Origin of the sequence: Aestuariibius sp. HNIBRBA575 (genome assembly GCF_040932005.1) — a bacterium.
Lineage (GTDB): Bacteria > Pseudomonadota > Alphaproteobacteria > Rhodobacterales > Rhodobacteraceae > CANLNM01.
Genome location: NZ_CP162414.1, coordinates 1,947,755 through 1,966,213, shown reverse-complemented (window position 1 = coordinate 1,966,213; position 18,459 = coordinate 1,947,755). Strand labels below are relative to the sequence as shown.

Here is an 18,459-nt window from a genome sequence, read left to right as displayed (position 1 = left end):
GGCACATGATCTCTTCTGATATTCAGGTTGTCCTGCCGGAAATCACGCTGGCCATCTATGCGATGGTTGCGTTGATGGCGGCCGTTTACACCACCAAAGACAAAATGGCCTCGCTTCTGGTCTGGGTCACATCGGCTGTGTTTCTTGCGGTTGCTTTGTGGATCGGCACACGGGGCGGGGACGCGCAGATGGCGTTTGACGGATCCTTCTCGGATGACGGCTTTGCCCGGTTTTCCAAGGTTGTGATCCTTGTCTCAGCTTCGGCTGTGTTGATCATGGGCGAAAACTACATGTCCAAACGGGGCATGTTGCGGTTTGAATACCCTATTTTGGTCACGCTCGGGCTGATTGGTATGATGGTGATGGTGTCTGCCAGCGACCTGATTATGCTGTATATGGGCCTCGAGCTTCAGTCCCTGTCGCTGTATGTCGTGGCGTCGCTGCGTCGTGATAGCGTCAGATCCACAGAAGCCGGTTTAAAATACTTCGTTCTGGGCGCGTTGTCATCTGGTCTGTTGCTGTATGGCGCATCGCTGACATACGGTTTCGCTGGTACAACATTGTTCAGCGGCATCATCGAAGCGATGGATCACGGCGCATCCTTGGGTCTGCTGTTTGGTCTGGCCTTTATGATGGCCGGTTTGGCCTTCAAAGTGTCGGCCGCACCGTTCCACATGTGGACACCTGACGTTTACGAAGGGTCGCCCACACCCGTGACCGCGTTCTTTGCCACCGCGCCGAAAATGGCCGCGATGGGTCTGTTTGCGCGGGTGCTGCATGATGCCTTTGGCGGTGTTGTTGGCGATTGGCAGCAAATTCTGGCCTTCCTTGCTGTGTTGTCGATGTTTGTCGGCGCCATTGCTGCGATCGGTCAGACAGATATCAAACGTCTGATGGCCTATTCATCCATTGCGCATATGGGGTTTGCCCTAATGGGTCTGGCCGCGGGTACCGAATTTGGCGTGCAGGCGATGCTGATCTATCTGGCCATCTACGTGACCATGAATGTAGGCACATTCGCCTTTATCCTGTCGCTGGAAAAGGACGGGATGCCCGTCACTGATATCGGCGCGCTGAAAATGTATTCCAAACGCGAACCGCTTAAGGCGCTGGCCGTGTTGGTTCTGATGTTCAGCCTGGCCGGTGTGCCGCCCATGGTGGGGTTCTTTGGTAAATTCTACGTGCTGCGCGCCGCTGTCGAAGGCGGCATCGCATGGTTGGCCGTGGCCGGTGTGATCGCATCTGTGATCGGGGCGTTTTATTACCTGCGCATCGTGTTCTACATGTATTTCGGCGAAGAAGGTGACGAACTGGACAGTGGTTCCTCTCCGATCTTGTGGGGGCTGCTGATGGCATCCGCCGCAGTGATCGCCATCGGCTGGTTGCCCGGTCTGAACCTGTTTGGCATCGAAGCACTGGCACAGGTTGCGGCAGGTACGCTTGTCAACTGAACCGGGCCAAGCTGCGATCTGGCCTGACGGATATGATCGTCTGATCCTCGATCAGGTTGATAGCACAATGGCAGAGGCCTCTCGTCGGGTGGGTGATATCACCCGCCCGACTTGGATTTTGGCCCATGAACAAACCCGCGGTCGCGGTCGTCGTGGGCGGGTCTGGGCCAACCCCAAAGGCAATCTTGCAGCGACGCTGATCTATCGTCCCAATGTGCCCCCAGCTGAGGCCGCAAAACGTAGTTTTGTGATGGCCAATGCGCTGTATTCTGCGCTGGCGGATTTTGTTCCGGATTACAAATTGGCCGTGAAATGGCCCAACGACGTTTTACTGGCCGGCGGCAAAATCGCAGGTATCCTGTTAGAGAGCAGCGGGCAGGGTGGTCAAGTTGACTGGCTGTCGATTGGGGTGGGGGTCAACCTGTCCAATACGCCTGAAAACGTGCATGATTCAGCGTTCCCGCCCGTCGCCTTGTCATCCGAAACAGACGCGCCGGATGCTGAAACCTTTTTGACCCATCTGGCCGCCACCTTTGCTGCGCGAGAGGCGCGTATGGTGAAACATGGCTTTGATGGCATCCGTACAGAATGGCTGCGACACGCAGCCCGAAAGGGCGAAGTTATCACCGCCCGCACCACCCAAGAGGACATTGCCGGAATTTTTGACGATGTGGACGATGACGGCAATCTGATCCTGATCACAGCCCGGGGCACACGTGTGATCCCTGCGGCGGATATCTTTTTCTAGGAGGCGATCCAGATGCTTCTTGCTATCGATTGCGGCAATACCAACACCGTGTTTTCCATTTGGGACGGGTCGCGTTTCTTGTGCACGTTACGCACATCGACCCACCATTCCCGCACGGCGGACGCTTATTTCACGTGGTATTCGACACTGGTGAAACATTACGATCTGGATGTGGACATCACCGATGTGGTGATTTCTGCGACCGTGCCACGTGTGGTGTTTAACCTGCGCGTGTTTGCAGATCGTTTTTTCGGCTGCCGCCCTTTGGTGGTTGGCAACGAAGAATGCCTGCTGCCTCATGCCCCGCGCGTGGATGCCGGGACCGGGGTTGGCCCGGATCGGCTGGCCAATGCGGCCGGTGCCTTTGATCGGCATGGCGGCGATGTTGTGGTTGTGGATTTTGGCACGGCGACCAATTTTGATGTTGTGGCCCATGACGGCGCCTATGTGGGCGGCGTGATTGCCCCCGGTGTGAATCTCAGCCTTGAGGCATTGCACCAAGGCGCCGCCGCGCTGCCGCATGTGGATATCCGACAACCCGCCAAGGTGATTGGCACCAACACCGTGAATTGTATTCAATCCGGGGTGTTTTGGGGCTATGTCGGTCTGATCCAAGGCCTGATCACGCGGGTTAAAACCGAATACGGACGTCCAATGAAGGTTGTTGGGACGGGGGGGCTGGCGCCTTTATTTGCGCAGGGCGAAACCTTGTTTGACACCATCGAGGACGATCTGACGATGCACGGTCTGACCGTGATCCATCAATATAATAAGGACCGGACATGAGCGGTGAACGACTGATATATCTGCCTTTGGGCGGCGCCGGTGAAATCGGCATGAACTGCTATGTCTACGGCTATGGCAAACCAGATCAGGAACGTCTGATCGTGGTCGATCTGGGGGTTACGTTCCCTGATATGGATACCACGCCCGGTGTCGATTTGATCCTTCCGGATATTTCATGGCTGGTGGAACGTCGTGATCGGATCGAAGCCGTGGTCATCACCCATGCGCACGAAGATCACGTTGGTGCGGTTGGTCATCTATATAACAAGCTGGGCGCACCGATTTTGGCCCGGACATTCACCGCCAACATCGCGCGGCGCAAATTGGACGAACATGGCATCCCCAAGGATGTGGTTCAAACCGTGTCGCCCTATCCAGAAATGCTGGACCTTGGCCCGTTCAAAATGGGGTTCTTGCCTGTGTCCCATTCGATCCCCGAAAGCGCGGGATTGGTGATCGACAGCCCTGCAGGGCGGATTGTGCATACCGGCGATTTCAAAATCGACGAAACCCCGGTGGTGGGCGACCCGTTTGATCGTGACTTATGGGCTGAGGTATCAAAATCAGGCGTCAAAGCGTTGGTTTGTGACAGCACGAATGTGTTTTCCATCGCCGAAGGCCGGTCAGAGGCGTCCATCGCCTATGAAATCGAGGCGTTGATGGGCGAAATGAAGGGCATGGTGGTGGCGACCACCTTTGCATCTAACATTGCGCGTTTGAAAACATTGGCCGAATCCGCATCCCGTGCGGGGCGTTCCGTCTGTCTGCTAGGGCGGGCCATGCGCCGGATGATCGAAGCGGCGTTGGAAACCGGAATTCTGACCGATTTCCCCAAAGTGGTGTCACCTGAGGATGCCAAATCCATCCCCCGCGAAAACCTGTTCCTGCTGGTCACCGGGTCACAAGGCGAACGCCGCGCCGCCAGCGCCCAATTGGCCAATGGCAAATATATGGGCCTGACGCTGAAAGAGGGCGATACGTTCCTGTTTAGCTCAAAAACCATCCCCGGCAATGAACGTGGCGTGATCCGGATCATGAACCAATTGTCCGAAAAGGGCGTTGACGTGATCGACGATCATGGCGGGCGTTATCACGTGTCCGGCCATGCCAACCGCCCCGATCTGGAAGAAATGCATCGCATTGTAAATCCACAGATTTTGGTGCCTATGCATGGCGAACATCGGCATCTGCGTGAACACGCAAAAATTGCCGATTCCAAAGGCTTACAAGGCGTTGTTGCCGTAAATGGCATGATGATCGATCTGACCGGAAACGAACCACGCGTGGCGGAATATATCGAAACCGGGCGGACATACTTGGATGGATCGGTCAAAATCGGTGCGATGGATGGCATTGTGCGGGATCGTATCCGCATGGCGTTAAACGGGCATGTTTTGGTCACCTTGATCATCGACGAAGACGGATCACCCTTGGGCGAACCTTGGTGCGAAATCATGGGCTTGCCTGAAGTGGGCACATCGAATGCGCCACTGCAGGATTTTCTGGAAAACGATCTGGGCCAATTTCTGATGCGTGCCAGCGACAAAACCCTGATCGATGATGCCACATTGGAAAAAGAGCTGCGCACCATAACCCGGCGCACCGCCCAATCGGAAATCGGTAAAAAACCAGAAGTGACGGTGATCATAAGTCGGCTGGCGTGATATTTTCCTGAAAAGTGGACGAAATGGTTTTCAAATCGTAAACATCTAACCAACGCTGATTTTGGCGTGCTAGTTAAGATGGGATTATTCATGAAAACTTTTTTCACAGCAGCGGCATTCTGCGCCGCTGCAGCGTCCGCCTCTGCGTCTACTTTGTCCGGCAGCGAACTCTTTGAAGGGACGTTTGTCTTTGACAACGATTTGGAAACCATTGGTTTTGAATTGACGTCAGATGCGCTTTTTACGGCAACGTCTTATGGCTATTCAGGTGGGACATCCCTGATGGGGGACACGATCACCGGCGGTGGTTTTGACACGATTTTCACATTGTTTGACAGCGACGGGCGGATATTGGTGCGCGACGACGATGGCGGAATTGGCTTTGATTCCATGATTTCAATGTTTCTGGGGGCAGGGACATATAGCCTGGTGATTTCTCAGTTTAGCAACGACGTTATCGGCAGTTATCTGGCCAATGGTTACGAACAAGACGGGCTGGGTGGATTGTCCTTTACGACCGTGCACGGATGTAGCCAGGGGGGGTTTTGTGACGTGGACGCTGATAATCGCACGGGCAATTGGGCGGTTGAGCTGAGCGCTGAGCTGTCATTGCCCGCGGTTCCGGTTCCGGCATCTTTGCCGTTGATGCTGGCTGGACTGGCCGGGTTTGGCGTCATGCGCCGCAAAAAGAAGTAGGTCAAAATAAAAAAGCCCGGTCAAAAACCGGGCTTTTCAATCATTTAGATCGCATTAGGCAGCGCTTGGATCTTCTTTTTGATCCGATTGCGCTGTCTCTTGTTCGGCCAAAGGTTCATCCTGCTGCTCTGCGACCTGTTCGGGCGCTGCATCCGTTGAACCGTTTTCGCTCGCTTCTACTTTGACTTCTGCAGTCTCAATGTCGGCCTGAACGGGGGCTTCATTTGATGGTGTTTCGGCATCAACCTGCACCGTCGCGTCGGCGGTCACGTCTTCTGTGGTCTCTACAGTGTCAGTGACTTGCTCTTCACCAGCCACGACATCCTTAGATTTACGACGGGTCGAGCTGCGACGTTTGCGCGGCGCTTTCTCTTCGGGCGCATCACCAGATTGTTCGACAGCAGGGCGGCTCAGCGCGCGGCGTTCATCAAACCCCATCAAGATAAAGCCAGGCGCGTCATCCCCCATGCCCACAATGGGTTCGTGACGATGACCTTTGCGGCCCCCACGTGAACGGGATTTGCGATTGTTATCACGCGCTTGAGCATCATCGCGGCGCATTTCGTCGCGTTTGGCATCGTCGCGACGCGGTTCCTGCACTTTGTCCCGCTTGCCGTTTTCAGCCGCAGTTTTTGGGGCTGGTTTTGACGTCGGTTCAACCGCGCGCGGTGCCTTGGCAGGCTTTGGATTGTCGATGCGCGGGATTTCCATTTTGACCAGCGTTTCGATTGCGGCAAAATTCTTTTCATCACGCGGAGAGCAGATCATCATCGCGGTGCCTTTTTTGCCCGCGCGACCTGTGCGGCCAATCCGGTGCACGTAATCCTCGGCATGGCCGGGCACATCGTAGTTAAACACATGTGTCACATCCGGAATATCCAGCCCACGCGCGGCGACATCGGATGCCACAAGGAACCGTAAGGATCCGTCGCGAAAGCCATCCAATGTGCGCATTCGATGCGCCTGATCCAGATCACCGTGAATAGGTGCCGCGTCCAGACCGTATTTTTTCATCGATTTGGCAACGATATCTACGTCAACCTTGCGGTTACAGAAAATGATCGCGTTTTTGCAATTCTCGGCTTCTTTTTCGATCAGCGCCCGCAGGATGGACCGTTTTTCGGATCCTTCGCGATCACGGCGCGACGCTTTGAACATCACCACGCCCTGCGCAATATTTTCAGAGGTGGTCGCAGCGCGTGCCACTTCGACTTTGGCAGGGTTTGACAGGAACGTATTGGTGATCCGTTCGATTTCAGGCGCCATTGTCGCGGAAAAGAACAACGTTTGGCGAGTAAACGGTGTCAGGCCAAAAATGCGTTCAATATCAGGGATAAACCCCATATCCAGCATCCGGTCAGCTTCGTCGACAACCATGATTTGCACGCCAGTCAATAGCAGTTTGCCGCGTTCAAAATGATCAAGCAAACGACCCGGCGTTGCGATCAACACGTCAACACCGCGATCGATCAGGGCGTCCTGTTCTTTGAACGAAACACCGCCAATCAGCAACGCTTTGGTCAGTTTGGTGTATTTCGCATAAACATCAAAGTTTTCAGCGACCTGAGCGGCCAATTCACGTGTCGGTGCCAGTACCAAACTGCGCGGCATACGTGCGCGCGCGCGTCCACGGCCCAGCATCGAAATCATTGGCAATGTAAAGGATGCTGTTTTGCCGGTGCCGGTTTGGGCAATGCCCAAAACATCACGTCCCTCTAGGGCAGATGGAATCGCTCCGGCTTGAATTGGGGTTGGGCTTTCATAGCCCGCTTCCTCGACCGCCTTAAGTACTTTGGGTCCGAGATTAAGATCAGTAAATTTGGTCAAACTGTGCCTTTCGCTATTGCGGCTCTGATGGCCGCAATCTTGGGCGACCCGCACCGACCGTATTGTCGGGCGTCAATGGTACCAAGCCCTTACGCGCAAAGGACTAAAAGGTCAAGGAAACGTCGTCGTTCCTAGCGGTATAGGTCGTTAAACAGCCAATATGTTGCGGCTGCTTAACAATTTTAAAGGTTAACGCGCCTAGACCATCATTTCTTTGGTCGCGGTCAGATTAACATCCGGGTAATCGCGCGCCACACGGTCAATGTCCCATTGCAACCGTGTCAGATACACAATGTCGCCGTCATGATCATAGGCGATGTGCTGTTTGTTGGTGTCACAGAATTTGTCCACGGCCGTTTTGTCACCACTGACCCAGCGGGCGGATGTGAACTGAGATTGATCGAACCGCACGGGCAGGCCGTATTCCAGCTCAATCCGTGATGCCAGAACTTCGAATTGCAACGCGCCAACCACACCGACAATAAAGCCTGATCCGATGGACGGTTTGAACACTTTGGCGGCCCCTTCTTCGGCAAATTGATGCAGGGCCTTTTCCAGATGTTTGGCCTTCATCGGATCGCCTGCGCGCACGCCTTGCAACAATTCGGGCGCAAAGGACGGAATGCCCGACACCCGCAGGGCTTCGCCTTCGGTTAGGGTGTCGCCGATGCGCAATTGCCCGTGGTTGGGAATGCCGATGATGTCACCGGCCCATGCTTCTTCGGCCAATTCACGGTCGGATGCCAGAAACAGAACCGGATTGGATATTGCCATCGGTTTTTTGGTCCGCACATGGGTTAGTTTCATGCCGCGTTTGAAATGGCCCGACGCCATGCGCACAAAGGCAACCCGGTCGCGGTGTTTGGGATCCATATTGGCCTGCACCTTAAACACAAAGCCTGCGACTTTGGGTTCTTCGGGGGCAATTTTGCGGGGTTCTGCGTTTTGGATTTGCGGTTCGGGGCCGTATTTGCTGATCCCGTTCATCAATTCCTGCACCCCAAACGAATTGATCGCAGAGCCAAACCAGATCGGGGTCATATGCCCTTCTAGGACGGCCTGCGGGTCGAGCGTTGGTAACAATTCTTTGGCCATTTCGACCTCTTCCAGGAATGTTTCCAACAGCTCTGCGGGCACATGTTCGGCCAGTTTGGGGTCGTCCAATCCGTTGATTTCGATGCTTTCGGAAATCTTGTTCCGATCCGCCCGATCCATCAGTTCCAGCCGGTCCCGCAACAGGTCGTAACAGCCGATAAAATCGCGACCCAGCCCAATCGGCCAAGAGGCCGGAGTGACATCAATCGCGAGGTTTTCCTGAATTTCGTCAATGATTTCAAATGTGTCGCGGCTTTCGCGATCCATTTTATTACAGAAAGTCAGGATCGGCAGGTCGCGCAGACGGCAGACTTCGAACAGTTTCTGGGTCTGGCTTTCGACACCTTTGGCGCCATCAATCACCATCACGGCCGCATCCACAGCCGTCAATGTGCGATAGGTGTCTTCGGAAAAATCCGAGTGACCGGGCGTGTCGACCAGATTGAACCGGTTGCCGTTAAAATCAAACGACATAGCGGACGCAGATACCGAAATACCGCGGTCTTTTTCCATCTGCATAAAGTCTGACCGGGTGCGGCGGGCTTCGCCTTTGGCGCGCACCTGACCGGCCATCTGAATGGCACCGCCATAAAGCAGGAATTTTTCTGTCAGCGTCGTTTTCCCGGCATCGGGATGCGAAATGATCGCAAATGTCCGACGGCGGGCGATTTCAGGCGGTAGATCAGGGCGATTTGTCATGCCGCCTGTTAGCGCGGCACGGGCCAAAGGGCAATGTAATCTAGCTGGAAGAAGCGCGTTTCAGCAATTCTACTGCGTCTGGCTGGCTCAGCAGGCTTTCGGTGACCTCAAAGTCCAGGTGATGGGATCTGATATGTCCACCCAGCGCTTGGTTCAGATTGTCCTGCACATGCTGGGGCAGGGCGCCTTTGGTGCGTTGATCAACCAGAAGGCTTTCTGCGGCGATGCCTTCTGCATAGATGATTTGGTGGTCATCAAACAGCAATTGGTAATAATCGACAAACCCGCCATCCTGTTGATAAACCGAGGTTCCGTTGATCAGGTGGCGCACTTTGACCAACACTTCGGAACGGCCAGCGCCCAGACGATCGCGACGTTGATAGACAAAAATCCGGTGGTCAGGGCTGACGATCAGGTCATTTTCGTTATGCAATGTGCCTTTGCGGATCACGACCGGGGCAAAGGCACCCACCGCCCGCACGGTAGAATGACCAATCCAGCGGATTTCCTGTGCGCCCGCATCACGGGTCAGCACTTTGTCACCGATATGCAGATCCTCAATCGGGACCTGTGTGCCATCAGCCATGGTGATTTTTGTGTTGCGGGTAAAGGAAACGCAGGCCACTTCGGAAAATTTGGATGCGGCGGCGTCGCGGTCAACGCCGACCAATCGATATTCCAGATCCGGCACCAAAGAGGCCAAAGGCAGCAGATACAGGCCTGCCACTTCGTCGTTTTCAACTTCGACCAGAATCAATGCCTCATAGGTGGTGCTGTCGGGCGCCATCAAGGTGATGCAACTGTCCAAAACCACAGTGTTATCAAGCGTTCCCACCTCTGATCCGGGGGCAATGCTGAAATGTTTGCTGTCTTCTAACATTGAAATCGTCAACCGCAGACGGCGGGCCCGATCATCCAGCCCATATGTGTCATCGACCATCAATTCGTCCGCAAAGGACAACGCTTCGCCCTCAGCAACCCCATGCGTCACGACGAAATCCTCAGCCGCGTAAACGGGTAGGGTCTGAATCGCTTGGGTTTGGTTCGTCATGTCTGGACTTTCTGCTATCGGTCACACTTTATACATCAATGCCCGGACAATGGGGCGTAAAATCGTCAACGATCGGACCATATCCGGGCGATTGTTCACACTATGATAAAATCGATCTGTAAAGGGGAACATAATGGATCTTGGAATTTCTGGAAAACGTGCCTTGGTCTGTGCCTCATCCAAAGGATTGGGGCGCGGCTGTGCAGACGCGCTGGCAGAGGCGGGCGTTGATCTGGTGATGAACGCACGCGGATCCGAAGCGTTAGAAGCTGCCGCCGCAGAAATCCGGGCGAAATACGGTGTGAACGTTGTGACCGTTGCGGCGGATGTCACCACCCAAGATGGCCAAGCTGCCGTTTTGAAAGAGGCGCAAGGCGTTGATATCCTTGTTACAAATGCGGGTGGGCCGCCTCCGGGAATGTGGAGCGATTGGGGTCGGGATGATTTTATCGCCGCACTTGATGCCAATATGCTGACGCCGATTGCGCTGATGAAGGCATTGCTGCCCGGCATGATCGACAAAGGCTGGGGCCGGGTAGTCAACATCACATCTGTATCGGTCAAAGCCCCGATTGCCGTGCTGGGCCTGTCCAATTCTGCGCGCGCAGGTTTGACCGGTTACGTGGCCGGAACCGCCCGACAGGTCGCACCCAACGGTGTCACCATCAATAATTTGTTACCGGGCATCCATGCCACGGATCGCGCGGTTTCACTGGATACAGGTGTGTCCAATCAGCAGGGTATTTCCATGGAACAGGCCAAAGCCAACCGCGAAGCCACCATTCCTGCGCAGCGTTATGGCACATCGGCCGAATTTGGCGCGACATGTGCCTTTATGTGTTCGCAACATGCGGGGTACATGGTCGGGCAGAACATTCTGCTGGATGGTGGCGCTGTGAATACAACCATGTGATTGAGGGCACAAATGTCTGAAAAGTTTAGCCTGAAAGATCATCTGTTTAACGCGTCATCTATTGAGGATTTGGCGGATGAATTTGCCGTTTTGCCGGGATTTGACGGGCCGCGCTTTCATTCAGATGTGATGGGCGGATTGCCGGATCGTGAATTGATGGAACGGCTGGATTGGATCGCAGATTGCGTTCAGTCCCGACTGTCCGATGATTTTCCGACCATGGTGGATCAGTTGATCACGGCCATGCCACCTAAACTGGACCATACAAAAACCGATGATGATTTCGGGCGCTTTATTCACGCTGTGCCCGGAATTCTCGCGGTGCGGCATGGGTTGGAACTTCACCGTGATTTGGCGTTGGATCTGATCTATGAGGCGACGCAGCGGTTCAGTATGGAATTTTACATTCGCCCGTTTATCAACCGATGGCCGGATGAAACGCTGGCCCGATTGCAGCAATGGGCGGGGGATGACAATTATCACGTGCGCCGCTTGGTCAGCGAAGGAACCCGGGCACGGTTGCCTTGGGCCGGGCGGATAAATCTGGACGTTTGTGACCCAATTCCGTTTTTAGATCAATTGCATAGCGATCCTACCCGCTATGTCACCCGGTCGGTGGCCAATCACCTAAATGACATTGCCAAATCCCATCCTGATCTGGTGGTCACCACGCTGCGTCGCTGGGAAAACGCGGAAAAACAAAAGCCCAAGGAACTGGCCTGGATGACCCGCCATGCGCTGCGCACCCTGATCAAACAGGGGCATCCGGGCGCGATGGATGTGCTGGGATATCGCGTTGATGCCGACGTGTCTTTGCAGGATTTAACGGTGTTGCCATCGGTTCCACGTGGCGGGGTTCAGGACATCAAATTTACGCTTCTTGCGCCCCAAAGCGAACCTGTGATCGTGGATTTTGTGCTGCATTCGGTGAAATCCGACGGGTCCACCGCCCCCAAAGTGTTCAAGCTGAAACAGGCCAAATTGGCCCCAAATACGCCGATGACCTTTGTTAAATCCCACCGGTTTAAGGACAACGCGACGACGTTCACGCTGTATCCCGGCACACATCGCATCGACATTCAGGTGAATGGCAAAGTGCTGGGTGGTCAGGATTTCGAACTGGTTTAACCGCATCCCACCCGCGATCTGACCAAGGTGTTCTTGCCCTCGCGGGACGGGCTTGCTAGGAGCAAGTCATATCCGAGCCTTTCTCTAGGACTTATCGTGCCCAACGCCACTGCTCATCCCAGATTGGAAATTAGCAACCTGCGTCGTGATTACTCAGGCAAACAGGTTGTCGATGATGTGTCGCTAAGCGTGCAGCCCGGACAGGTGACCTGCCTGTTGGGGCCGTCAGGGTGCGGGAAATCAACGACTTTGCGGATGATCGCCGGCGTCGAAATGCAGGATTCCGGCGAAATCTATGTGGATGGCAATCTGGTATGTGACACTGTGTTTCGTATCCCCCCAGAGGATCGCCAGATCGGGTTGATGTTTCAGGATTTTGCGCTGTTTCCGCATCTGGACGTGTTCAAAAATGTCGCCTTTGGCCTGAAAAAATCCACAGGCGATATCAAACATCGCGTTGAGGAAATGTTGGAAAAGGTCGGAATGCTGAGCCATATGCATTCTTATCCACATGAATTGTCTGGCGGCGAACAACAGCGTGTTGCGTTGGCCCGTGCCTTGGCACCCAAGCCGCGGATCATGTTGATGGATGAACCGTTTTCGGGGCTGGATGACCGGCTGCGCGATGGCATCCGCGATCAGACATTGGATTTGCTAAAGGCCGAAGGTGCGGCCGTTCTGCTGGTCACACATGAACCTACAGAAGCGATGCGCATGGCCGATGAAATTGCGCTGATGCGGCACGGGAAAATTGTGCAACAGGGCGCCCCTTATAATATCTACAATTCCCCGGTGGATCGCGAAGCCGCTGCTTTTTTCAGTGATATCAATGTGATATGCGGCGAAATTAAAGGGGCGTTGACGGATACTCCGTTTGGTCAATTCCTGACACCGGGCCAGCCGGACGGCACCAAAGTGGACATCGTTTTTCGCCCGCAACACGTGAAAATCGACTTTGACCGCAATGGTCGTGGGCCCAATCCCACCACCACAGAAGGCGTCCCCGCCCGCGCGATTGTGCGGCGGTCCCGGTTTTTAGGACAGATGAGCCTGATTGAATTTCAAATGGAACTGGACGGCAATGTGGTCACGGCTCAGGTGCCATCTGTGTTTTTGCCCAAACCAGGCACTGTATTATGGCTGATGATCCGTCGCGATCGCTGTTTTGTGTTCCCTCAGGGTTAATTCAACAGGGCACATTCTAGGTCGCCTGACGTTCAAAATCACTGAGTTGTTTCCCCGTTTCCGGAACAAATAGATGGGGCAATGGGGTCAGCTCTTGGATTTGGTCCAATCGAATTTCATCAAAACCATTGTGGGTTTCACACCAGACCACGATGCTCCAGAACCGGCCCCAATAATCAAGCCGAAGCGGGCGAATGATGCGGGGTTCTGTTCCAATGCGCAGCGATAATTTCTGACGTGCGCGGATGGCCTGTCGCAGCGCCGCCTGATGAATGGTGCCAGAACCGGTCGCGCTAAAGGGATGCACGCTTAGCCCCATTCCGGCGGGGTTATTTGGCCCATCTTCGGGCAGGGCGGCATCCAGTTTTTCGGCCAAACCTTCTGCGATGTTTTGCAGGTCCGCATCCCCACTTTGGGCGACGGCGGCCAGTCCCAGATGCAAGGCCTCCAATTCTTCGATGGTCAGGTTCAGCGGCGGCAGGGTGATTTCTGCGGTGATCCTGTAGCCCGCGCCGCGCGTGCCTTCGACCGGCAGACCGGAACGCCGCAACGCATCCATATCACGATAGATGGTGCGTTCGGTGACGGACAATTCGTCGGCCAAATCCTCTGCGCGCAGCAATGTGCCGTCCCGCAAACGGGTCATAAGGTGCATTAACCGGTCTGAACGTTTGGGCATGGCGCTCCTGACATCTTTTTGTCAGTAATATCGCGATTTTCTGCGTTTGCACAGTCGTTTTCACTTTATTTTGCCTTTTCCGAGGGCCGCTTTGGTCATACGCCTAATGCAAATCACGAAGTTAAATGGAGATTCCCATGCTCAATAATATTGGTATTCCCGGCATTCTGCTGATCGCTGTTGTCGTTCTGGTCCTGTTTGGACGCGGCAAAGTTTCGTCATTGATGGGCGAAGTTGGCAAAGGCATCACAGCGTTCAAACGCGGTGTAAATGATGGCAAAGAAGAGCTGGAAAACGAAGCAGCTGAAGCGGCGGCTGACATCACACCAGAAGTCGAAAAAGACAAGGTTTAATCCTGATTTAGACCAAAGTGACAGATCCGGTTTCGGGTCTGCTGATCGACTGAAAGGGTGACTATGTTTGATCTCGGCTGGACCGAATTGCTGTTGATTGGGATCGTGGCGCTGATCGTCGTCGGCCCCAAAGATTTGCCCGTCATGTTTCGTACATTGGGCAAATTTACCGGCCGCCTAAAAGGCATGGCGCGCGAATTTTCAACCGCAATGAACCAAGCGGCGGACGAAGCAGGGGTGAATGACATCAACAAAACCCTGCGCGCAGCGACAAATCCATTGAAAGCCAGCACCGACGCTTTGCGGGATACGGTCACGGATGCGGTCAACATGGATGAGGCGGCAAAAACACCTGAAATGGGTCCTGAAACAGCCAAGCTGAGCCAAGAACGCCAGAGCGCCAAGGACAAAGTGAACGCGGCAATGGCGCAAAAAGCGTTGGAGCGTAAAGCGCAGCAAGCTGCTGACAAACAAGCGGAAAATGCTGCCACTACGGCGGTGCCACCCGCGGCGACTGAGGTAAAAGAATGACCCAAACAGACGACGTCGAAGACAGCACCGCGCCGTTGATCGAACATCTGGCCGAACTGCGCACCCGACTGATCCGGGCCGTTTTGGCGTTTTTGATCGGGATGGTTTTGTGCTTTTCGTTTGGCAGCGCGATCCTCGACTTTCTTCTGGTGCCAATTGAAAAGACCATGCGCGCTTTGGGTGATCCGAACCCGGTGATGCAATATACTGCGCCGCAGGAATACTTTTTCACCTTGGTGCGGATTTCGATGGTGTTTGGGCTTGGCCTGTCTTTTCCGTTTATCGCCAATCAGTTATGGCGTTTCGTAGCTCCGGGATTGTACAAAAACGAAAAAAGCGCGTTTTTACCGTTTTTGATCGCGTCACCCTTGTTGTTCATCCTTGGCGCGTCCTTTGCGCATTACGTGGTCACGCCCTTGGCCATGCAGTTTTTCCTTGGATTTGCTGATGCTGCATCCATCCTTTCGACGCTGATCGTAGGGGATGAGGTCGGCGAAGCCAAACAAGGCATCGCGATTGTATTCAACGGCAAGGTCAACGAAACTCTTGATATCACGTTGAAATTGATCGTCGCCTTTGGTCTGTGTTTCCAATTGCCGGTCCTGTTGACCCTGATGGGCAAGGCGGGGCTGGTCAGTGCAGTTGGCCTGCGCAATGTGCGTAAATATGCGATCGTGGGCATTCTGGTTTTGGCCGCGTTGGTCACGCCCCCTGATGTGATCACCCAAGCGATCCTGTTTGTTGTGGTCTATGGATTGTACGAAATTTCGATCCAACTGGTCGCCCGCGTGGAGCGTCAACGCGAAGCTAGAATGCGCGCGGATGGGACCTGGTTCGAAGATGATGAAGATCTATATGATGAAGATCACGAGGAACCCCAAGCGTGACGAAAAAGACCTTGAAACGCATTGCAGAGGCGCTGGAGCGGATGGCTCCGGCGCCTTTGGCCGCGCCTGACTTTGATGCGGCGCCAGCCTTTGTTTGGCATTCTGATCCGGACCGGTTGGAACCTGTGCATCAGGTGAACCGCGTTGATGTGGATCTGTTGATTGGAGTGAACCGATCGCGTGACACTTTGATGGCCAATACCGAACAATTTGCCCGTGGGTTGCCTGCAAATAACGCCTTGCTATGGGGCGCACGTGGGATGGGAAAATCCAGCCTTGTCAAGGCGGTGCACGGCAAACTTAATCCGGATTACCCACAGTTAAAGGTCGTCGAAATTCAACGCGAAGACCTGCCAAGCATTGGTCGATGCCTGACCATGCTGCGCGGTGCCAAAGAACGGTTTGTGCTGTTTTGTGATGATTTGTCTTTCACCAATGACGATGCGCATTACAAATCATTAAAGGCGGTTTTGGATGGCGGCATAGAAGGGCGGCCCGATAATGTGGTGCTGTATGCGACATCCAACCGGCGGCATTTGATGCCCCGCGACATGATCGAAAACGAACGATCCAGTGCGATCAGCCCCTCAGAAGCGGTCGAAGAAAAAGTGTCATTGTCAGATCGATTTGGATTGTGGCTTGGCTTTCATCCCTGTGATCAGGACGAATATCTGGCAATGATCCGGGGGTATTGCGACGCTTACGGGGTCGAAATTGACGACGCAACTTTGCGCGCAGAAGCCATTGAATGGCAGGCCACACGTGGGTCACGATCCGGTCGGGTGGCTTGGCAATATTTCACAGATTTGGCTGGGCGGCGCGGCAAGGTGATTGCCTAACCGCCGCCCCAAGCCATTGTGATTTATGGAAGATATCCAGTCGGGTCGACACTTTCCAATCCATTGCGGACTTCGAAATGCAAAAAGCTGGGATCGCCGGCTGGGATTTTTGCGATCACTTCACCGGCGCTGACCGTGTCGTTTTTCTCAACGCTCAAATCTTCGAGGTTCACATAAACCGTGAGCAACCCATCGGAATGTCGGATCACGACAATTGATGCGCCATCTGTGTTGGATGTAACCGCAGCCACGGTTCCAGACGCTGCCGCACGAACGGGGGTGCCTGCCGCAACGCCAATGTCGATCCCGTCATTGCGCCCACGTGAATAGGCCCGAATAATGGGGCCCTCAACCGGGCGGCGCAGTCGGGCATCGTTCCGCGTTTCGGTTTGCTCACTGCCCAAATCGGGCACTTCTGGTGTGGCAATCGGCGCGGTTGGGGTGGCCAATGGTGCTGTGACGCTTGGGGCTTCGTCGGGCAGGGGCGTTTGCGCGCTTGGCGGGGTTGGGGTGACGCTGCCGATGCCCGGTTCGGTCACAGTTGTTTCTGCGGATGAGGGCGTCACTGTAGGCGTCACAGGATCAGCCGCGCCGGGAACGGGGATCAACAGATATTGACCCTCGCGGATCGCTAAATCTGGCCCAAGCCCATTCCAGCGGGCAATGCCGCGCACCGGAACACCATAGGCGCGTGACAGGGTGTAAATCGTTTCACCGCGTTGAACCTGATGCCGGATCGGTTCAGCCGTGCCAGAACTGGTCGGCGCGATGGTGCCGGATTGCACCGGACCTGCGACACCGGCGGGATTGGCAGCATCCGCCCGATCAATGGCACTAGAGGCCAAATCGGTCACGTCAATGGCATCCGGCTGCGCAATTGTACCGGTAGGAACGGCAACACCAACGCGGGCAGGCAGCGCGACAATTTCATCCCGCCGCAGCGGGACATCCGCGTCTAACCCGTTGTAATTGGCAAGTTCCTGCGCATTGATCCCAAGCCGATCCGCGATGATACGCACCGTGTCATTGCGCCGGGCAACCACAACTTGGTAGTCCGAATAGGTAATCACGCCGCGCGCATCGGGGCGTGGGCGGCTGGTGACATTTGTGGCGGCTTCGGATGTGTCCAGACCGTTGGCCAATCCCCGGAAATCCAAATCCAAGGAGGAATCACAGCCCGCCAAGACAATTGCCGATGCGCCAGCCAACAGCGCCACACGTAAATGAGAGTGCATAACCATGCTCTTTTCCTCGTTCGGCCCCTGTTTTCCGGGGCTTTGTTTCCTGCGGCGTTACTCTGATCCCAGCCCTTCGACAAGAGGGACAAAGCGTACCGGTCGTAATTCTTCGTAGTCAAAACCTGTTTCGTGCCGTGTAACCCGGATCAAGCTTTGGACGTGATCCGATTGGCCCACGGGCAACACCATGATACCCCCGATCCGCATTTGCGCCAAGAGCGGCCCGGGCGGGTCTTCGGCGGCGGCGGTGACAAGGATGCGATCAAATGGGGCCTGATCAGGCAGACCAAACGACCCATCCGCGGTCATGGATGTGATATTGGCCAAATCCAACGCGTCAAAATTGGCCTGCGCTTCGCGCACCAGACGTTTGTGGCGGTCCACCGTATAAACGCGCCGGGCCAGTTTCGACAGGATCGCGGCCTGATACCCAGACCCGGTTCCCACCTCGAGCACTTTGTCACGTCGCGAAACGTCCAGCGCTTGGGTCATCAGGCCAACCACACTGGGCTGACTGATCGTTTGCCCACAAGCAATCGGCAGGGGCATGTCTTCGTAGGCGCGATCCGCAAAGATGCCTTTGACAAAGGGCGCGCGATCAATCTGTTCCATCGCCGTTAAAACGCGCGTATCGGTTATGCCCTTTGATCTAAGGGCAAACAAAAATTGCATTTTGCGTTCGGCTTCTG

At 54.8% G+C, this 18,459-nt stretch carries 17 protein-coding genes and 1 pseudogene; 12 read left to right on the top strand and 6 right to left on the bottom strand.

The genetic code is table 11. The features are described from left to right. Positions 1 to 5: 5 nt before the first annotated feature. The 5 genes from nuoN (at position 6) to AB1F12_RS09905 (ending at position 5,345) form a co-directional block, all read left to right on the top strand. Entirely contained in the window at positions 6 to 1,451 is a 1,446-nt protein-coding gene (gene nuoN, locus AB1F12_RS09925; RefSeq protein WP_368183928.1) for an NADH-quinone oxidoreductase subunit NuoN, read from the top strand. A gap of 67 nt (positions 1,452 to 1,518) precedes the next feature. Further along, a complete protein-coding gene (locus tag AB1F12_RS09920; RefSeq protein WP_368188341.1) occupies positions 1,519 to 2,199 on the top strand; it encodes a biotin--[acetyl-CoA-carboxylase] ligase in 681 nt (226 codons plus the stop codon). A 12-nt stretch (positions 2,200 to 2,211) separates the two neighbouring features. Then, positions 2,212 to 2,985: a type III pantothenate kinase gene (locus AB1F12_RS09915; protein WP_368183927.1), complete on the top strand. Its 774-nt coding sequence runs from the start codon at positions 2,212 to 2,214 to the stop codon at positions 2,983 to 2,985. Continuing rightward, entirely contained in the window at positions 2,982 to 4,649 is a 1,668-nt protein-coding gene (locus AB1F12_RS09910; RefSeq protein ID WP_368183925.1) for a ribonuclease J, read from the top strand. Before AB1F12_RS09915 ends, AB1F12_RS09910 begins: the two co-directional genes overlap by 4 nt. A gap of 90 nt (positions 4,650 to 4,739) precedes the next feature. Further along, positions 4,740 to 5,345, top strand: a complete 606-nt coding sequence (locus AB1F12_RS09905; protein WP_368183922.1) for a DVUA0089 family protein — start codon at positions 4,740 to 4,742, stop codon at positions 5,343 to 5,345. 414 nt (positions 5,346 to 5,759) lie between these two features. Here AB1F12_RS09905 and AB1F12_RS09900 read toward each other — a convergent pair. From AB1F12_RS09900 to AB1F12_RS09890, 3 genes and pseudogenes are all read right to left on the bottom strand, one after another. After that, a pseudogene (locus AB1F12_RS09900) lies at positions 5,760 to 7,172 on the bottom strand (DEAD/DEAH box helicase); the annotation flags it as partial. A 198-nt stretch (positions 7,173 to 7,370) separates the two neighbouring features. Continuing rightward, complete coding sequence (locus AB1F12_RS09895; RefSeq protein WP_368183920.1) at positions 7,371 to 8,966, bottom strand: peptide chain release factor 3; 1,596 nt, start codon at positions 8,964 to 8,966, stop codon at positions 7,371 to 7,373. A gap of 40 nt (positions 8,967 to 9,006) precedes the next feature. Further along, positions 9,007 to 10,017, bottom strand: coding sequence for a Hint domain-containing protein (locus AB1F12_RS09890; RefSeq protein WP_368183918.1), 1,011 nt, complete (start codon positions 10,015 to 10,017; stop codon positions 9,007 to 9,009). A 133-nt stretch (positions 10,018 to 10,150) separates the two neighbouring features. Here AB1F12_RS09890 and AB1F12_RS09885 point away from each other — a divergent pair, with 133 nt between their 5' ends. The 3 genes from AB1F12_RS09885 to AB1F12_RS09875 all read left to right on the top strand — a co-directional run bounded on the left by AB1F12_RS09885 (position 10,151) and on the right by AB1F12_RS09875 (position 13,243). Beyond that, positions 10,151 to 10,930 (top strand): SDR family oxidoreductase, encoded by a 780-nt coding sequence (locus AB1F12_RS09885; protein WP_368183915.1) that lies wholly within the window; start codon positions 10,151 to 10,153, stop codon positions 10,928 to 10,930. Between the two features lie 12 nt (positions 10,931 to 10,942). Continuing rightward, positions 10,943 to 12,058 carry a hypothetical protein gene (locus AB1F12_RS09880; RefSeq protein WP_368183914.1) on the top strand — a complete coding sequence of 372 codons (1,116 nt, stop codon included), beginning with the start codon at positions 10,943 to 10,945 and terminating at the stop codon, positions 12,056 to 12,058. Positions 12,059 to 12,154: 96 nt separating this feature from the next. Beyond that, the gene (locus tag AB1F12_RS09875; RefSeq protein WP_368183913.1) at positions 12,155 to 13,243 is read left to right on the top strand and encodes an ABC transporter ATP-binding protein; all 1,089 of its coding nucleotides are present in this window, start codon (positions 12,155 to 12,157) and stop codon (positions 13,241 to 13,243) included. Between the two features lie 16 nt (positions 13,244 to 13,259). Here AB1F12_RS09875 and AB1F12_RS09870 read toward each other — a convergent pair whose 3' ends face one another. Then, entirely contained in the window at positions 13,260 to 13,922 is a 663-nt protein-coding gene (locus AB1F12_RS09870; protein ID WP_368183910.1) for a helix-turn-helix transcriptional regulator, read from the bottom strand. A gap of 137 nt (positions 13,923 to 14,059) precedes the next feature. Between AB1F12_RS09870 and AB1F12_RS09865 the strand changes: the two genes are divergently transcribed. The 4 genes from AB1F12_RS09865 to AB1F12_RS09850 all read left to right on the top strand — a co-directional run bounded on the left by AB1F12_RS09865 (position 14,060) and on the right by AB1F12_RS09850 (position 16,532). Further along, entirely contained in the window at positions 14,060 to 14,275 is a 216-nt protein-coding gene (locus AB1F12_RS09865) for a twin-arginine translocase TatA/TatE family subunit (protein ID WP_368183908.1), read from the top strand. 63 nt (positions 14,276 to 14,338) lie between these two features. Beyond that, a complete protein-coding gene (gene tatB, locus AB1F12_RS09860; protein WP_368183906.1) occupies positions 14,339 to 14,806 on the top strand; it encodes a Sec-independent protein translocase protein TatB in 468 nt (155 codons plus the stop codon). Next, a complete protein-coding gene (gene tatC, locus AB1F12_RS09855; RefSeq protein ID WP_368183904.1) occupies positions 14,803 to 15,693 on the top strand; it encodes a twin-arginine translocase subunit TatC in 891 nt (296 codons plus the stop codon). Before tatB ends, tatC begins: the two co-directional genes overlap by 4 nt. Continuing rightward, the gene (locus AB1F12_RS09850; protein WP_368183903.1) at positions 15,690 to 16,532 is read left to right on the top strand and encodes an ATP-binding protein; all 843 of its coding nucleotides are present in this window, start codon (positions 15,690 to 15,692) and stop codon (positions 16,530 to 16,532) included. Before tatC ends, AB1F12_RS09850 begins: the two co-directional genes overlap by 4 nt. Positions 16,533 to 16,555: 23 nt before the next feature. On the opposite strand, the gene AB1F12_RS09845 is transcribed toward AB1F12_RS09850, so the two are convergent. Both AB1F12_RS09845 and AB1F12_RS09840 read right to left on the bottom strand, forming a co-directional pair. Then, positions 16,556 to 17,773, bottom strand: coding sequence for a peptidoglycan DD-metalloendopeptidase family protein (locus tag AB1F12_RS09845; RefSeq protein WP_368183901.1), 1,218 nt, complete (start codon positions 17,771 to 17,773; stop codon positions 16,556 to 16,558). Between the two features lie 51 nt (positions 17,774 to 17,824). After that, complete coding sequence (locus AB1F12_RS09840; RefSeq protein ID WP_368188339.1) at positions 17,825 to 18,442, bottom strand: protein-L-isoaspartate(D-aspartate) O-methyltransferase; 618 nt, start codon at positions 18,440 to 18,442, stop codon at positions 17,825 to 17,827. Between the last annotated feature and the right edge of the window lie 17 nt (positions 18,443 to 18,459).